The organism is Metabacillus niabensis (genome assembly GCF_902829255.1).
Classification (GTDB): Bacteria; Bacillota; Bacilli; order Bacillales; family Bacillaceae; genus Metabacillus; species Metabacillus niabensis.
The window spans coordinates 1-15,683 of sequence record NZ_CADEPK010000343.1; the positions used below are offsets into that span (position 1 = coordinate 1).

Annotated in this window: 14 protein-coding genes; 3 read left to right on the forward strand and 11 right to left on the reverse strand. The window is 36.4% G+C overall.

Features of this window, described 5'->3' with window-relative positions:
- Positions 1-91 precede the first annotated feature (91 nt).
- The 7 genes from HU235_RS19485 to HU235_RS19515 all read right to left on the reverse strand — a co-directional run bounded on the left by HU235_RS19485 (position 92) and on the right by HU235_RS19515 (position 5,281).
- The gene (locus tag HU235_RS19485) at positions 92-1,063 is read right to left on the reverse strand and encodes a LacI family DNA-binding transcriptional regulator (RefSeq protein WP_174881290.1); all 972 of its coding nucleotides are present in this window, start codon (positions 1,061-1,063) and stop codon (positions 92-94) included.
- Between the two features lie 116 nt (positions 1,064-1,179).
- The gene (locus HU235_RS25575; RefSeq protein ID WP_174881291.1) at positions 1,180-1,380 is read right to left on the reverse strand and encodes a hypothetical protein; all 201 of its coding nucleotides are present in this window, start codon (positions 1,378-1,380) and stop codon (positions 1,180-1,182) included.
- Positions 1,381-1,482: 102 nt separating this feature from the next.
- The gene (locus tag HU235_RS19495) at positions 1,483-2,154 is read right to left on the reverse strand and encodes a serine/threonine protein kinase (protein WP_095303465.1); all 672 of its coding nucleotides are present in this window, start codon (positions 2,152-2,154) and stop codon (positions 1,483-1,485) included.
- A gap of 50 nt (positions 2,155-2,204) precedes the next feature.
- The gene (locus HU235_RS19500) at positions 2,205-2,885 is read right to left on the reverse strand and encodes a phosphatase PAP2 family protein (RefSeq protein ID WP_174881292.1); all 681 of its coding nucleotides are present in this window, start codon (positions 2,883-2,885) and stop codon (positions 2,205-2,207) included.
- 321 nt (positions 2,886-3,206) lie between these two features.
- Positions 3,207-4,253, reverse strand: coding sequence for a Rieske 2Fe-2S domain-containing protein (locus tag HU235_RS19505; RefSeq protein WP_370877281.1), 1,047 nt, complete (start codon positions 4,251-4,253; stop codon positions 3,207-3,209).
- Positions 4,254-4,421: 168 nt separating this feature from the next.
- Complete coding sequence (locus tag HU235_RS19510) at positions 4,422-4,763, reverse strand: Na-translocating system protein MpsC family protein (RefSeq protein WP_174881294.1); 342 nt, start codon at positions 4,761-4,763, stop codon at positions 4,422-4,424.
- 185 nt (positions 4,764-4,948) lie between these two features.
- Entirely contained in the window at positions 4,949-5,281 is a 333-nt protein-coding gene (locus HU235_RS19515) for an MmcQ/YjbR family DNA-binding protein (RefSeq protein ID WP_095303473.1), read from the reverse strand.
- A gap of 439 nt (positions 5,282-5,720) precedes the next feature.
- On the opposite strand from HU235_RS19515, the gene HU235_RS19520 reads away from it, so the two are divergent.
- Positions 5,721-6,752, forward strand: coding sequence for a CdaR family transcriptional regulator (locus HU235_RS19520; RefSeq protein ID WP_174881295.1), 1,032 nt, complete (start codon positions 5,721-5,723; stop codon positions 6,750-6,752).
- 63 nt (positions 6,753-6,815) lie between these two features.
- Here the strand turns inward: HU235_RS19520 and HU235_RS19525 are convergent, their stop codons facing one another.
- The 3 genes from HU235_RS19525 to HU235_RS19535 all read right to left on the reverse strand — a co-directional run bounded on the left by HU235_RS19525 (position 6,816) and on the right by HU235_RS19535 (position 10,205).
- Positions 6,816-7,955, reverse strand: coding sequence for a glycerate kinase family protein (locus tag HU235_RS19525; RefSeq protein ID WP_233452306.1), 1,140 nt, complete (start codon positions 7,953-7,955; stop codon positions 6,816-6,818).
- A gap of 81 nt (positions 7,956-8,036) precedes the next feature.
- A complete protein-coding gene (locus tag HU235_RS19530) occupies positions 8,037-9,335 on the reverse strand; it encodes a GntP family permease (RefSeq protein WP_174881297.1) in 1,299 nt (432 codons plus the stop codon).
- 498 nt (positions 9,336-9,833) lie between these two features.
- Entirely contained in the window at positions 9,834-10,205 is a 372-nt protein-coding gene (locus tag HU235_RS19535; protein ID WP_095303479.1) for an iron chaperone, read from the reverse strand.
- 1,104 nt (positions 10,206-11,309) lie between these two features.
- On the opposite strand from HU235_RS19535, the gene HU235_RS19540 reads away from it, so the two are divergent.
- Both HU235_RS19540 and HU235_RS19545 read left to right on the forward strand, forming a co-directional pair.
- Positions 11,310-13,196, forward strand: coding sequence for a beta-glucoside-specific PTS transporter subunit IIABC (locus HU235_RS19540; protein WP_174881298.1), 1,887 nt, complete (start codon positions 11,310-11,312; stop codon positions 13,194-13,196).
- An 84-nt stretch (positions 13,197-13,280) separates the two neighbouring features.
- Positions 13,281-14,723 (forward strand): glycoside hydrolase family 1 protein, encoded by a 1,443-nt coding sequence (locus HU235_RS19545; RefSeq protein ID WP_174881299.1) that lies wholly within the window; start codon positions 13,281-13,283, stop codon positions 14,721-14,723.
- A gap of 124 nt (positions 14,724-14,847) precedes the next feature.
- On the opposite strand, the gene HU235_RS19550 is transcribed toward HU235_RS19545, so the two are convergent.
- The gene (locus tag HU235_RS19550) at positions 14,848-15,651 is read right to left on the reverse strand and encodes a nucleotidyltransferase domain-containing protein (protein WP_174881300.1); all 804 of its coding nucleotides are present in this window, start codon (positions 15,649-15,651) and stop codon (positions 14,848-14,850) included.
- Between the last annotated feature and the right edge of the window lie 32 nt (positions 15,652-15,683).

Below are 15,683 nucleotides of genomic sequence, written 5' to 3' on the forward strand. Positions count from 1 at the left end.
TTCCCCGACATTATCAATGGGTTAAGATGTTTTGTTTTATTTCATTCCAATCCAGTTTCATTAAATTCCCTTAGATTTTCCCCTTTATTTATTATGCCGTACGATTTTTCACCAACTGCACAGGCAAAATAATCTCCATCGTTTTATCATTTTGAGTTTCCTCAATAATTTCGTTTAATTTTATTACCGCGGTTTTCGCAATATCTTCAATTGGCTGTCTGATCGTTGTTAATTGAGGTAGTAGGCTTGATACTGTTTGCGTTCCATCATAGCCAACCACTTTTAGCTGTTTCGGTACATCGATATGTAATTCCTGAGCAACCTTCAGGCATGTAGCTGCGATAAGATCGTCACTTGCAAAGATTCCATCTGTTTCTGGATAATCGTTAAATATTTGTCTAATTGTCGCTGCAGTTGCTTCCTCATTAAAGAGATTATTAAGCTCATATGTAATTGGCTTTTCAACTAGATCTTCATATGCTTTTCGTCTATTTTGCGTAGGCGTTTCTAAATCAAATGGTCCGTTAATATGAATGATCGATTTACAGCCGACATCAATTAAATGTTGTACTGCAAGTCTTCCTCCTTCATAGTTATCAGATCCTATCACTGGAATCGTTGGGGATAAATAATGATCGATTGCTACAATTGGAAGCTTTGGATTTTTATAGGCTTCGATTCCACGATTATACGAGCAAACGATCATCCCATCTACCTGGTGTCTAATTAACATCTCTGCATATGATTTTTCCTTTTCAAGCTGCCCAAGACTATTGCAAAGAATAACCTTAAAACCATAATTTGAGCATATATTCTCAATATACAATGCTAATTCACTAAAAAAAGGATTATTAATTGTTGGCAGGATAAGTCCAATAAAATTCGTTCTTTTTTTAAACAGTGAACGTGCAATATCATTTGGATAGTAATTTAATTCTTTAATTGCATCTTCTACTTTTTTTCTTGTTTTTTCGCTTATATATCCCCGATTGTTTAACACTCGTGAAACAGTTGTCGGTGAAACCCCGGCTAGTTTCGCTACATCTTCTAATTTTACTTGCATCATTCATCACCTAATAAATCGTTGATTATTTCCTTCATTTTTTCAATTTTTCATTTATGTCAACCGCTTTCATTTAGATTAACATAAATGGATATATTTTGCACCTTTATTAAGTATCATGAACGTCCCTCAACATATAACAAAAAAGAAACATGCTCAGAAACGTTGATATCACCATTTCTGAGCATGTTTCTTCGCATCGCTTTAGCTGCTATAAGAACTAAAAAAGCTGCTAGATTTCCGTCTTCTTTTATAATGATCATGACCATATTTTGAAGGGTGATAGTTACTTGAGTACTTTCTTCTTTTAAAGTCACTTGAGCTATGCTTCCTATGTGAATGTGATTTACTATTTAACAATGATTTTAAGATTTTATCGAGCATTTCCATTCCTCTTTTCTTTTCATATTTTTGAGTGTTTATTTCCAAAAGAATTTTAATTTTAGGATATCCTTCATAAATTCTTCGATCGTTTTAAAGTTTTTTTGGTTATACCATCTTTGAACAGATTCCATTAACCAATGTGGAATTGCCTTTCCATCAATTAAGTCGTAATACATATCATACGCTTTTTTTAGATGCTCCCAACGATGATCATTTCCTTCGAGACAATATTCTGATACATCAATAACCTTTGCTCTTCCATCTTGAAGCAATATGTTTTTCAAGTGAATATCGCGTGGATTTAAGTTACATTTCATTGCATATTTCCTTGCCTCTTCTACATCCAAAATCACTTGATGAGGAATATGTATCCCTTGAAGAAGACAATCATATAAGGTTATACCTGGTTCAAAGCTTAATACTAAATATCGCTCATAAGCTGCATAGCATGTAGAAAAATACGGTGAACCCTTTAAACGTTTATAAACATCTGCTTCTAGTTGAATTTTATCCTTTTTATCATCAGCATAAAGCTTAAAGGCATAATTCTTATTATGAATATATTGAAAAACTGCGGCATCGGTTCCAATCCCAATACATCTTAAATCCTTTGAATCTCCGTGAATCGTTACTGGTTTATTTTGGGGATTTGACGTGATGTTTATTTTAGACAATAAATCATCAGCTACTAACCAATCCTTTTCCATCAACATCACCTAATTTCTTAAATTCCCTATGCAGCATAATACAAGTTGATTCATTTCTTCCATTTGTATGCTGCTTCAAGAACGATAATACAGATACAAAGCCAAATAAACCCTGCAATAAACCCTGCTAAAACATCAGAAGGATAGTGAACACCTAAATAAATTCGACTAATTCCAATAAGCAAAATAATAATACTTAATAAAATTCCTAATCCGATTTTTCGTTGCATCCTTTGTTTGCTTCTAAAAAGTAAGTAGACGAGAAATCCATAAAACAGCATGCTTCCCATTGAATGACCACTAGGAAAACTAAATCCATCAATTTCAATTAATCGATTCACATTCGGACGTTCTCGCTCAAAAAGGTTCTTTAATAATGAATTGACTAACCCTCCTCCAGCGACAACGAGAAAGAAAAATAGAGAAGCTAACCTATCTTTTCTTTTTAAAAATAATAGAATCATCCCTACAAGAAGCAATGTTCCAAGTGTAAAGCTAGACCCTAGCTCCGTAATAAACACCATTACTACATCCATTGTCTCTGAAGAAAATGATCGAACAGTACTAATGACTGCTTTATCAAAGGAAAAGAATTCTTCCCTGATTAGAGTGGCTGATAGCTGAACAATCATCAAAACATTCACCAAAAGCGCCACCAAGCCGATAATCAGTCCAATTCTAGTTGAATAGGAACTCCCTCTTTCCCTAACTTTGTTTTCTTCATAGTTCACTTGAATGACTCCTTATCTCTTTTTGCTGAAAAATCAAACAAAGATCCTCCTTTCACTAAATGAACGAATTCACTCTCCTCTAATAAAAAAGGCCTTTACTATTTAAAGTAAAGGCCTAAAAAGACCTTTACCAATAAATAATATTGGCAAAGGTCTCGCTAGCAAATGATATTGCCAACAAAGCCGGGGCTCTTTCACCCGAAATGACGACTTTGTTTAACAGCTACTCCCCTTTGAGGAATCACGTTCATTTTAGTTAACTCTATCTTATCAGAGAATGAGATGTTGGTCAATTTTTAAATACATCTCATGGAAGAAATTCTAACTTGTGTAGAGATCCCCAAGCCCTAATTTTTTCAGTGCCTTCCGGTAAGCAACAGATGTTTTATCTGCCATAATGTGTGCTTCCATTTGTAAATCAAGCGGGAGATCTTCCGGCTTTTGATTTTCCACCATCTCCCTATCCTCGATGAAAACCTGTAAATTAAATGCATGGACATCCTCAACCGGTGAAGCTTTATCAAAGTTTCGAGCAATAGGAGCAAATAGTCTCGTCTCTCTTGCAGATCTTGGTGATGCTGCATTCATAATCCATAGCTCCCCTCCGTTTGGAAAGTAAACCTTAAGTGTAGCTGAAAATGGAGGATACACATCAAAGACGCGAAGCCATTCAAACCCCTCCGGATTAAGATGTTGTAATTCCTTTGAATAATTACTTACAGAGCTAAGGTATTCAACATGTAATCCATACTCAGTATGATCGACTTGATACCGCGGAACAATCGCATTAGTTCGATCCCCAAATGTTTCAGTGTGTACCCAAGCAAAATGGGCGACATCTAAAAACCCCTCCATCTGTCTCCCAGAAGAGCCTTTAATATCAAACGGTGGACAATTAATTTGTTGAAAATCTGAATGATCCCAGGCCGAAAATGAAGGAATATTGTCGTACTTCCCTGTCAATGACGTCCATACTAAACCAAATCGCTCCACGACAGGCAAAACCGTCATACATAGACGAGGGGATATTTTTGCATCCGGATGTGCCGGAATAGAGGTACATACACCATCTGGGCGGTATCTAAAGCCGTGATATGGACAAATAATTTCTTCATCCTCTACCCACCCCATACTAAGTGGAGTGCCACGGTGAACACATAAATCCCTTGCAACGACTAGCTTTGTTTTCGTTCGGTATGCAACAAGATGAACATCTAGTAATTTAACAGCTAATGGCTTTTCGGTTACCTCCTTACTTTCAGCAATCGGATACCAATAGTTGCTAAGCACAGTCCAATCCTGTAAAGAAAACGTACAATCTCTTGGATATTGAATTTCATTTTTATTTTTTTGCGAAAGATTAGCCATCATCTATCATCCTTTCAAAAATAGTTTTTATCAAAATAAAAAAGCCGTGAAGACAGAAAATTCCTTCTATCTTCACGGCTCTTTCCATCCGTAAACAGAGGGATAGCACCCGCGATTGATAACATAAGTTGAAGAAAAAACGATTTTACGAGTTTTCGACAGTCTATGTTATTCAGCTATCTCATTATCAAAACAAATAACCGTGCAAGCAATCCCTTTTTCAGCATCATAATCTCGAAACAGCGACGTGATTGTTACATCAAATAAAATCTCCAATTTCTCCTTTAACAGCCTTTTGTATGTGGATGATAGTGCTGCATCAAGTGACGAAACTAATTCACTATGTTCATCACTTAAAGCATCAAGTGCTGGGAGACGCTTTGTTCTTGCGATAATCAGAATCTTATTATCTATCATATCAATCTTTTGATCATGAACTCCAATACCGAAAATTTCTTTGCTAACTTGATTATACAGGGTGGCTATGCTTTTCTTCGTGACTTGCCCCATATTATCCCCCCTCATCTTACAAGTTTCATTGTATATTTTCGGGATCGTGTTCATCTACATATTTGTTATATTTTGTAACAGATTGATTTACATTTTCAGCTCCTCTCAATGTTATTTGCCAAAAGACATAAAAAAAACTCCCTAAATTATGTTAGGGAGATTACCTAAAAAATGTAGTATATCACTTACTTTGCCTTCGTTAGCATATAGCTTTGTCTAATCATCTCGTGTATTTCATCCACTGGCACAGTACCATCAAGAATTATCGAATTCCAATGGTCTTTATTAAGATGAAATGCCGGAACAACTGAAGCGTGAATCAAGCGCCAGTGTTCGAGAAAACCAGGTTCACACTTCACATTAATCCAAATATGATGATCCTTTTCAAATATCCACGCAAATACTTTCTTGTTTGCCATATGCCTAATTAAGGTCCAATTTTTATCACGAAATGGATAATCCTCGTACGTGTTTGCTAAACTTAAGCAGTAATCAATCGCTTCTTTTCTCGTTTTCATTTTTCCTCCTCTTCACCTGTAAGTTTGCTTCATGTTCATATGGCAGCACAACTTCCTTGTAAATTGCATATGTACAACATTTTATAAAAAGCGTTATTTATCCTAATTATAACAAATTAAAAACACTTCATTCTGAAAAACGCAATGATCAAAACGTATGTTGTTATCCCTTTCTCTCCTTTACTTCAAATTTTGTTTAGGATAAACTAGGAAAAAAATAAACGTAATACCCACTTCTTTGAAGGACTATCCTTATGTGTCGGGTACTAAAAAACATAGATTACTAATTGCATGGAGTAATGTTATCAAAAGCGGTCATTTAGAAATGTCTGTTCCTTATCGCAACACCAGTCTAATAAATATATTCCCACATCCTTCAGGTAGGGATACTCTCTAACTAACGACAGAGCTTACAGAAGATTGTAAAGGAGACTTCACCATGTATGTCCTAACACCTCAACAAGCGCAAAATATAGTAGATCGAATGATGAAGGATATCCCTTACAACATTAATATCATGGACCAATCAGGTAGGATAATTGGAAGTGGAAATCCAAAGAGAATCGGCACTTTACATCATGGGGCAGTAGCTGCCATTAAACAAAGGAAAATAGTTGAAATCGAAAAAGATGAAGAGTTTGTAAAAAAGGGGATTAATCTTCCTATTGAATTAAACGGCATCATTGTTGGAGTCGTGGGAATTAGTGGGGAAGTGAGAGAAACAAGCCGCTTTGGTAAGCTCGTAAAATCCACGGTTGTCTTATTAATAGAACAAAGCATGGCTTTAGAGAAAGAAAATCTCGAACGAAATCAAAAGCAAGATTTCTTTCACTCCATATTAGAGCCTGAGACTCATTATACAAAAGAACTAGCAGAGCTTGCCTTAACATATGGAATCCAATTAAACAAGCCTAGCCAAATCATCTATATCGAATTTTCTAATAGCACAGATGAAAGCATAATCAAACAGTTTCCTACCTTTCAAGTGGCAAAAAATACACTATGCTTAATCATCCAAGAGCCAAATAAAATAGAACAGATCGTTGAACATCTGAAGGAGCAATTTAAAGATGCATCTATTTCCATCAGCAAACGAAATGATCGAATTTCTGATGGCTATCAACAATGCAGGTCAGCTATTCGTGTGTTAAAAGGTCTTTATTCTGGAAAAAAGAATGTCATCTCCTATAATGAATGTGAATTTGTTGCTAATGTATCAGAGGGATTAAAGCATGATCCACAAGTAGAGCGCCTTAAGGAAATACTCGCAAACAATGACGAGCTTATCATAACGTTAAAGGCATACATAGGCTGTAATCTTAATACTAATGAAACGGCAAAACAACTGATAATTCATCGAAATACATTGAGCTATCGATTAAATCGAATCCATCAATTAACTGGGAAGGATCCGAAAAACATCCTCGATTTAGTAGAGTTACTTTTTACATTAATTAATCCGATAAAATAAAGAAGCTGTATCCACAATAAGTAGACCAGCTTCTTTTGGATTGTTATATAGTTATGTCTGACATTATTTGAGCAACCTAGCAATGCTTTCCGAAGTGCGAATCACATTCTCTCTCCCCTGCTCAAGCAAGGTATCAATTGTTGCAGCACCTGGAACAATACCGAAGATCGCATCAAAGCCCTCATCATATAATACCTCGACATCCTGCCCAATATTTCCTGCTAACGCTATTACTTTTATATCTTTACTTACACTTTTGGCAGCTTGGGCTACACCATAAGGAGCCTTTCCAAATTTTGTTTGAAAATCAATTCCGCCTTCTCCCGTAAAGCAGTAATCTGCCTGCTTCATTTGCTCCTTCAGGTTCGTATACTCAATAACAATCTCAATCCCTTTTTTCATCGTAGAGTTCGTAAAAGCAAGCAAGCCAGCACCTAGTCCTCCCGCAGCACCTGCACCAGGCACATTAAGAACATCTTTTCCGAGCTGCTCTTTTACAACTGTGCTGTAGTGTCTAAGATTATGATCTAGAATTTCAACCATTTCAGGTGTAGCACCTTTTTGGGGACCAAATACAGCAGATGCGCCATGTTCTCCACATAATGGATTCGTTACATCTGACGCAACAAGAATGCGGATATCCTTTAATTCTGGAATCACATGTGAAGAATCAATTCTAGCAAGCCTGTCTAAGTAGCCTCCTCCTAGTGGAAGCTCCTTTCCATTTTCATCAAGGAATTGATAGCCAAGTGCTGCTGCCATGCCGGTTCCCCCATCATTTGTAGCACTTCCACCAATGCCAAGAATAATCTCTGTAATCCCTTGCTTTATACATTCTCTAATCAATTCTCCCGTACCGTAAGTGGTCGTTACAAGAGGATTTTTTGTCTCCTTCGTCACATAGTGGATGCCGCTTGCAGAGGCCATTTCAATAACACCTGTTTTCCCATCGCCAAGAATGCCATATTGAGCCAATACAGGAGTACCAAGCGGGCCTGTCACTTCTTTTGCTATGATGGTACCGTTCGTGGCATCGACTAAGGATTGGACAGTTCCTTCCCCTCCATCTGCCATCGGTACATGAATACATTTTGCATCTTTCATGGCTCTTCTAATTCCGATTTCCATTGCTTCACAAACTTCCTTCGCCGTCATGCTTTCTTTAAATGAATCCGGAGCCAGTAAAAATGTTTTCCCCATCATTTATTCACCTCGGTTTTTTGATAAAATACGATAAGATTTATATTAGATGTTCATTTATTTTTTTACTTGTTTCATTGCGTCTTAAAGCACAAATCCAAAGAGAATGATTGCAATCGTTGCCATCGTAATCCCCACTATACTTTCATACCCAACAACCTTCATTCTATCTGCCATACTCATATTCATCGCATTTCTAGTAACATGAAAATAAGTTCCATGTGGAAGATGGTCGATGACAGTTGCTCCAGTATGTGTCATAACCGCAGCTGCCATTGGTGCAACTCCCGTATCCAAAATTGCTTCAGAAAAAGATCCAGTTGCTAATATAACACCTGTCGAAGTAGAGGCTGTTGCTGCAGCCATCAAGATACCAGCAATTGGGGCAAGGAAAGTACCTGAAATTCCTGATGCTTCCACCAATGCAACGACTTGTTGCGGTAAATCAGATGCTGTAATCAAGCCTCCTATTGCCCCTGCACCAATGATAATTAGAATCGTTGGTGTCATTCGATCTAGTCCTGCTGTACAATAATTTAATAAATCCTTACCCTTCCCTAGCGCCAAAGTACCGACTATCGCAGCAAATGGTAGAATAAATAGAGAATCGATATTTAGCTTCGCAAGTCCTTCTATACCTAACATTGAACCAATTGGGCTTATCATCAATAAAATAATCGCGATTACAGGAGTGATAAGTGCCTTAGACAGTCCTGGAAGATCGGTTGAATTAGATTTTTCCAGTTCCTCAACCTCTTCATCTGTTACCTTCGTCCCTTTGCGCTTAATAATTGAAGCTACAATAACAGTTACAGCTATTCCAAAAATAGCTGGTATTAGACCACCAATCATTACTTGGTTTACATCTAAATCAAATCCACCTGCTGCAGCTATTGTATTCGGATTGGGAGATATAATATTCCCTGCTTTTCCTCCCCCAGACAATGCCAGAAGGATGGCAATCTTTGAGTACCCCATTTTATTCCCAACAGATAAAGCAATCGGTGCAACAATTAGTACAGCTACAGGAATAAAGACACCAACTGCTGTAATAATCATCGTTGCTAGCGCCAATGATAACATCGCTTTCGTACCACCAAGCTTATCTACAATTACCTTTGCAATCGTCTCCGCAGCTCCTGATTCCATCATAACACCAGCAAAAACACCTGCAGCGATGATTCGAATAACTGTTCCTTGCACACTTTGCGTACCAGATACCAAAATAGAAATCGTCTCCGTAAAGTCAGCACCACCAATGAACGCTCCAACAATAGCTCCTATTATTAAAGAATACGTTGGAGCAAGCTTAAACAAGATAAAAATGATTGCCAAAGCTAATCCACATAAAGCACCAATCCAGCTAATATCTAATGCTGTCATCATATATCCTCCTAATCCTATTAAACTATCATCCATGAGAAGTGAAGCATACTGCATATATATTCCGATTTACTAATCTACCCCTTTATGAAAATGCACAAATCATCATTTCCATTTCAACCATCTATTCTACTTAATCTTATCCCCATTTATTAAAGCCCTTTCATGAATACGTTTTCATTCTATTACATTCACTTCACCCAAACAATTGATAAATTGACGAATAAATTTGTGCAAATGCACAAAAACAACAACACTTAACGACCTCAATTCATCAATTGGAAGCATAAGAAAAAGCGTCACCACCTATTGCAGTAACGCTCCCATTCATTTATTACATTGTTCCGTACACACTTCAAATTCACTTAATTTCCTAGCAAAAGCTAGCCAGCTTCCATCTATCTCTCAACAATAAACTCTTTATTCATTGCATGTATACTCAGCTTAGAGTTGCTGAATTTCTTTTGTCGCTCTTCCTGATTTTTCCGAAACGTAAGTCTATTTCCGCCAAAATGTAGTACAATCTGCCTTATCTAAAATATTATACTTGATCATTTTCTCAAGTAATGAAAAATCAAACGGTTTATCCCATGGAAAGCGGATCAGCTCCTTAGTATGATTATAGCCAGCCTGGACTATTTCATCAGAAAAATGATCAATGACCACACTTTCAGGAGCAACAGCCATATGATGCTTAGCTACGCTAAAACCGATAATATATGTACCATGATCTGTAAACATAGGCTGATTCCATTTAATGACTGGCATTAAATTCGGGAATTTTTCAGCTACCCATCCTAATACTTCCTCCGCTCGATACCGATGGTCAGGGTTATCAATACGCGCTAAAAATTCTTCAAAAACTTCCATCTTGTTCCCTCCTAAATAAACGATTCAATCGTTAGGACAAACATCCATTTCCAACTATAATCATATTCTATCTAGTTATAAAAGAAAAAGAAACCTATGATTATTCATATCATTTTCTACCTTGTCGTAACCTCACCAAATGCATATTAAAGCCAAGCTATAAAAAAATAAAAGCAAGTAAAGATCTCTTTTGAGTAGTCATCTTAAAATTATTTTAATATACCTTTTATCAGTAATATTTTCATATCAATTTATTACTTCAACTATTGAAGTGGATTAATAAAAAGTAAAGACCGAATAAGTAGAGAATTACACCATTTTCTCCAGTATCCTCAGTATGTTATTGAGTTTTTTAACCCTATTTTCACAGACTTTGTTACTTTTTTAAAGCTATGCCGTTCGGGGTTGATTTCCGCTATAGTACTCGCTTTCCGCGGGGTGGGTGGTGAGCCTCCTCAGTGTAAACACCTGCGGGTTCTCACCTCTCCCACGCATCCCGCAGGAGTCTCGCACTTCCGCTCCAATCAACCCTTATATAGTTTTTTTAAATTAAGAGCCTTTTTAAAAATTAATTACTCATAATACTCAATAAAATTATTTCAATAAAATTAAATTCGTACTTTTGTAGCAAAAGGATTGAATTTAAGATTTCAGTAAAATTTAGAATAATTTTTTTATTGATAACGTTGACAATCTATGAAAACGTGTTATAGTTATTCCATGAAATCGGATTAATCCATTAAAACTTCATACTTCATAATTCTTAAGTTTATTTAGGATTGTTACTGAAATAAGCAGGCAAAACCTAAATCGCTTGTACTAAAAAGACGATTGTGTCTTTTATCGTACAGTGATTTAGGTTTTTTTTATTGGCTATTTTCTGAAATATTGTTGTTTTTGAGTGCTTTTCTAAAGGTTAATTGGGGCTAAATGCGAGACTCCTGCGGGATAGGTGAGACCCGCAGGTGTTAACAACGTGGAGGCTCACCATCCACTCCGCTAAATAAGCAGTATTGAACTAAGAAATCAACAAAAAAACGACAACTAAGAAAAAGGAACAAACTTTACGAAAACATTCTTTATTTTTCTAGGAGGTATCATGGCATGAGCCATAAAGAAACAGCAGAACAAATTTTGGATTTAATAGGCGGAGAGAAAAATATTCAAAATGTCATCCATTGTATGACTAGACTACGTTTCAATCTTCATGACCAAAAAGAGGCGGTCCAAAACAAAGCGAAGATTGAAGCGGTTAAAGGAGTTATGGGTGTAAATGTAAGCGGAGACCAATTCCAAGTAATTATCGGGAATGATGTTCCGAAGGTATTTACCGAATTAAAAAATATCGCTCATATCCCAGAAAATAATAGTGGTTCTTCAGAAGGAAAGAAAAAAGGAAATGTCATTAGTCGAATCTTTGATGTTATTTCTGGGTCATTCACACCGCTATTACCAGCAATTGCTGGAGCCGGTATGATTAAAGGGATTTTAGCTATTCTATTAGCATTAAAGCTAGTTTCAGATACTGACCAAATGTATATTATCCTGAACGCAATTGGTGATGGGGCATTCTACTTCCTCCCTATCTTGTTAGCGCTTAGTGTAGCGAAGAAATTCGGTAGTAACATTTACGTAGCGGGTGCTATCGCAACGGCATTGCTACATCCAACAATGACAACGTTATTAACTTCAGGAGATTCAATTTCATTTCTTGGACTACCTGTAACAGCTGTAACGTATTCATCTTCTGTTATTCCGATTCTATTAGCCATTTGGTTAACAACGTATGTTGAAAGAGCAGTAGATAAAATCATCCCAAGTATGTTTAAGCTCGTTTTTGTTCCAACGATTACCTTGCTAATCATGGTTCCAGTCACATTGGTGGCAGTAGGTCCTTTAGGTTCGATTATTGGTAACTGGTTATCATTAGGAATTGGTGCATTATTTGACCACACTGGTATTTTTGCAGGATTAATTTTAGGTGGTACGTTCTCATTAATCATTATGACTGGAATGCATTATGCTTTCACACCAGTTGTCATGAACAACTTGACAACAAATGGTTATGACATCATTCTTCCAGCTATGCTTTCAGCTAACATGGCTCAAGCAGGTGCAACACTTGCTGTTGGTTTACGTTCTAAAAATAAAACATTCAAATCTTTAGCATACAGTACAAGTATGACAGCGTTAATGGGTGTTACAGAGCCCGCTATGTATGGTGTAAATATGCGTTTAAAGAGACCGTTCATTGGGGCATTAATCGGTGGCGCTGTCGGTGGCGCTTTCTATACAGCTGTAGGAGTGAAATACTATATCTTAGGCGGAAACGTTGGTTTACCAGGTCTTACATCCTTTATTGGTGAAACATTCCTATTAGCCGTTCTAGGTGTTCCTATTTCATTTGTAGCAGGTACTATTGCAACGTTAATTCTTGGATTCGAAAATGTTGAGAATACAAGTTCAGATTCAGAGGCTGTTCCTCAGGAAGATTCTAAAAAAGAAACTGTTTCACAGGAAGGTTCTAATGCAGAAGTAAAAAGTGAAGAATTAGCTAGCCCTATTAAAGGTCAAGTTGTTCCATTAAATGAAGTTCCAGATGCCGTTTTTTCTTCAGAAACGATGGGTAAAGGCGTTGCAATTCTTCCAAGCGAAGGTAAAGTTGTAGCTCCGGCAAATGGTGTCGTCACTACATTATTCGCAACAAAACATGCAATTGGGATCAAGACAGAGCATGGTGCAGAGGTTTTAATTCATGTAGGGATTGATACAGTCCAACTAAATGGAAAACATTTCACTACACATATTGAACAAGATACAACAGTAAAAGCTGGTGATTTATTAGTAGAATTCGATATTGAAGCTATTAAGGAAGCTGGATACCCAATTGTAACCCCAGTGATTGTGACAAATTCTGCTGACTATACAGAAGTGATGACAACTGCATCAGGAAATGTAGACAGAAACGACAAAATCTTAAACTTAAAATAAATAATTCTATCATTTAATGTTATCTAAATTTGGGTTTCGATGTTAGTTCGAAGCCCAGATGATCAAATATATGGAGGGTATATCATGACAAAAGAGACATATAAATTTCCAGAGAATTTTTTATGGGGTGGAGCAACAGCTGCTAACCAATTAGAAGGTGCGTATCTTGAAGGTGGAAAAGGTTTAAACCTAGCAGACGTCATGCCAGGTGGAAAAGTGAGACTAAAGGTGATTGGAGAGCCAGGTTTTGACTTTAAAATTGATAAAGAAAAATATGTGTATCCAAATCATGACGGTATTGATTTCTACCATCGCTATAAAGAGGATATTGCTCTATTTGCAGAAATGGGCTTTAAAACATATCGTATGAGTATTGCATGGAGCCGTATTTTTCCTAAAGGTGATGAGCTAGAACCAAATGAAGAAGGTTTAGCATTCTATGACCGTATTTTTGATGAATTGAAGAAGTACAACATAGAACCAGTTGTAACCATTTCTCACTATGAGATTCCATTACATCTTATTACTGAGTATGGTGGCTGGCGTAACCGTCAAGTCATTGAATTTTTCGAGCGTTATGCCATTACTTTATTTAAACGTTATAAAAACAAGGTAAAATACTGGTTAACATTTAACGAAATCAATGGTGCAACACATATGCCAATCTTAGGTCTTGGCTTCTCACCAGAAAGTGAAGAAACAAAATTACAAGATAGCTTCCAAGGTTTACATCACCAATTCGTGGCAAGTGCACTTGCTGTTAAAGCAGGACACGAAATCATTCCAGGAAGTCAAATTGGTTGTATGCTTGTGTACGTACCAACCTATTCATTTGATTCAAATCCAGCAAATGTTATGCATGCTTTACAAGAACAACGACTATTTAACAACTACTGTGGAGATGTTCAAGTAAGAGGTGCCTACCCTGCATTTGCAAACCGCTTCTTCAAGGAAAATGGAATTAACCTTGATGTACGAGAAGGAGATTTAGACATCCTTAAAGAGGGGACAGTAGACTTCATTTCATTAAGTTATTATATGTCTCGAACAGAGAAAAAAGATAAAACACCTGAGGAAATTGGTCAAGGAAACTTAATCGGTGGTGTAAGAAATCCATTCTTAAGCACATCAGATTGGGGATGGGAAATTGACCCTATTGGATTAAGAATTGGTCTAAACCAATTATATGACCGTTATCAAAAGCCTTTATTCATTGTAGAGAATGGTCTTGGAGCGTATGACAAAGTTGAAGAGGATGGCTCGATTAATGATGATTACCGTATTGATTATCTAAGAAGCCACATTCAAGCAATGGGAGAAGCAATAGAGGATGGAGTCGAATTAATGGGCTTCACACCTTGGGGCTGCATTGACTTAGTTAGTGCTTCTACTGGAGAAATGTCTAAGAGATATGGCTTTATCTATGTTGATAAACACGATGATGGTAGTGGAACATTAGAACGTAAAAAGAAAAAATCGTTCTTCTGGTTTAAAGATGTTATCTCTAGTCAAGGAGAAAAGCTTTAATTCTCCTATCATTTTAACGAATAAAATAAACTGTGTAAGTAAGGAATGCGATGATTTCTTACTTTACACAGTTTTTTTGTTGAAAGAATAAAGATTATAAAGATAATCTTTTAATATCTTTCTATTACTTTAATAAACTATCTTCATTCCAAACTTCATCTAATGTGTTTTTGAACAGGAGATCAAGATCAGGTGTAAAATCTGGTAACTCGACTTGAAGTGTATTTGTATATTCTCTTAGTCTTGAGATTTCCTCATTTAAAAACTCGTTAATGACCTCAATTTTCGGTTCAAAATCAAGCTCTTCTCCTTTAATTTTCCTTTTTAATAACGTTTGAATCTCTTTCTTTATTTCCCCTTCAGGTAAAATGTCATTTAATAATTTCGGAAATTCTAATGGAGGAAACTCATCGTATTTTTCAATCCATCTAGCTGCTAATACCGGTCTAAGAACATAAAAATACTTTTTAATCCTTACTTTATCTCCCTGTAAGTATTCACGAAAATTATTGCTTGCCATATTCAAATAATGATGTAAACAGGAATGAGGAGCAAAAATCGTTTTACTTAGCTCCTTCATCTGGTCAATCGTCGAATAAGCCTTGTAATACACAATCCCCGAGCGAAGCCATTCCATTAATGGTGGATTCGATTTTCTAAATAATCTTAATGCCTTTGTAAGCTCCCAACCAGATATATCTAACAGGTCGTTTATCGGTAATTCAATCACATCTCGTTTTTTCCCAATCCCCATTTGGTCAATCGTCAGATACTCTTCCTTTTTATGCACATAAATAAAGCGAACATCATAATCACTATCCTTTGATGGAAATTCCCACGCCCTGCTTCCTGATTCAACAGCATACAGAATCTTTACATGATAATCTTCTTCTATTTTTAATAATGATTTTAAAATGGTTTCTTTCAAAGCTATTACCTCAGTTCTCATATCCTATTTAT

What these genes read in the sequence shown, in the direction of transcription:
- HU235_RS19495 (WP_095303465.1), bottom strand. Translation starts at nt 2,154, where the DNA reads ATGGAAAAGGATTGGTTAGTAGCTGATGATTTATTGTCTAAAATAAAC.
- HU235_RS19515 (WP_095303473.1), bottom strand. Translation starts at nt 5,281, where the DNA reads ATGAAAACGAGAAAAGAAGCGATTGATTACTGCTTAAGTTTAGCAAAC.
- HU235_RS19540 (WP_174881298.1), top strand. Translation starts at nt 11,310, where the DNA reads ATGAGCCATAAAGAAACAGCAGAACAAATTTTGGATTTAATAGGCGGA.
- HU235_RS19505 (WP_370877281.1), bottom strand. Translation starts at nt 4,253, where the DNA reads ATGGCTAATCTTTCGCAAAAAAATAAAAATGAAATTCAATATCCAAGA.
- HU235_RS19530 (WP_174881297.1), bottom strand. Translation starts at nt 9,335, where the DNA reads ATGACAGCATTAGATATTAGCTGGATTGGTGCTTTATGTGGATTAGCT.
- HU235_RS19520 (WP_174881295.1), top strand. Translation starts at nt 5,721, where the DNA reads ATGTATGTCCTAACACCTCAACAAGCGCAAAATATAGTAGATCGAATG.
- HU235_RS19510 (WP_174881294.1), bottom strand. Translation starts at nt 4,763, where the DNA reads ATGGGGCAAGTCACGAAGAAAAGCATAGCCACCCTGTATAATCAAGTT.
- HU235_RS19545 (WP_174881299.1), top strand. Translation starts at nt 13,281, where the DNA reads ATGACAAAAGAGACATATAAATTTCCAGAGAATTTTTTATGGGGTGGA.
- HU235_RS19535 (WP_095303479.1), bottom strand. Translation starts at nt 10,205, where the DNA reads ATGGAAGTTTTTGAAGAATTTTTAGCGCGTATTGATAACCCTGACCAT.
- HU235_RS19485 (WP_174881290.1), bottom strand. Translation starts at nt 1,063, where the DNA reads ATGCAAGTAAAATTAGAAGATGTAGCGAAACTAGCCGGGGTTTCACCG.
- HU235_RS19525 (WP_233452306.1), bottom strand. Translation starts at nt 7,955, where the DNA reads ATGATGGGGAAAACATTTTTACTGGCTCCGGATTCATTTAAAGAAAGC.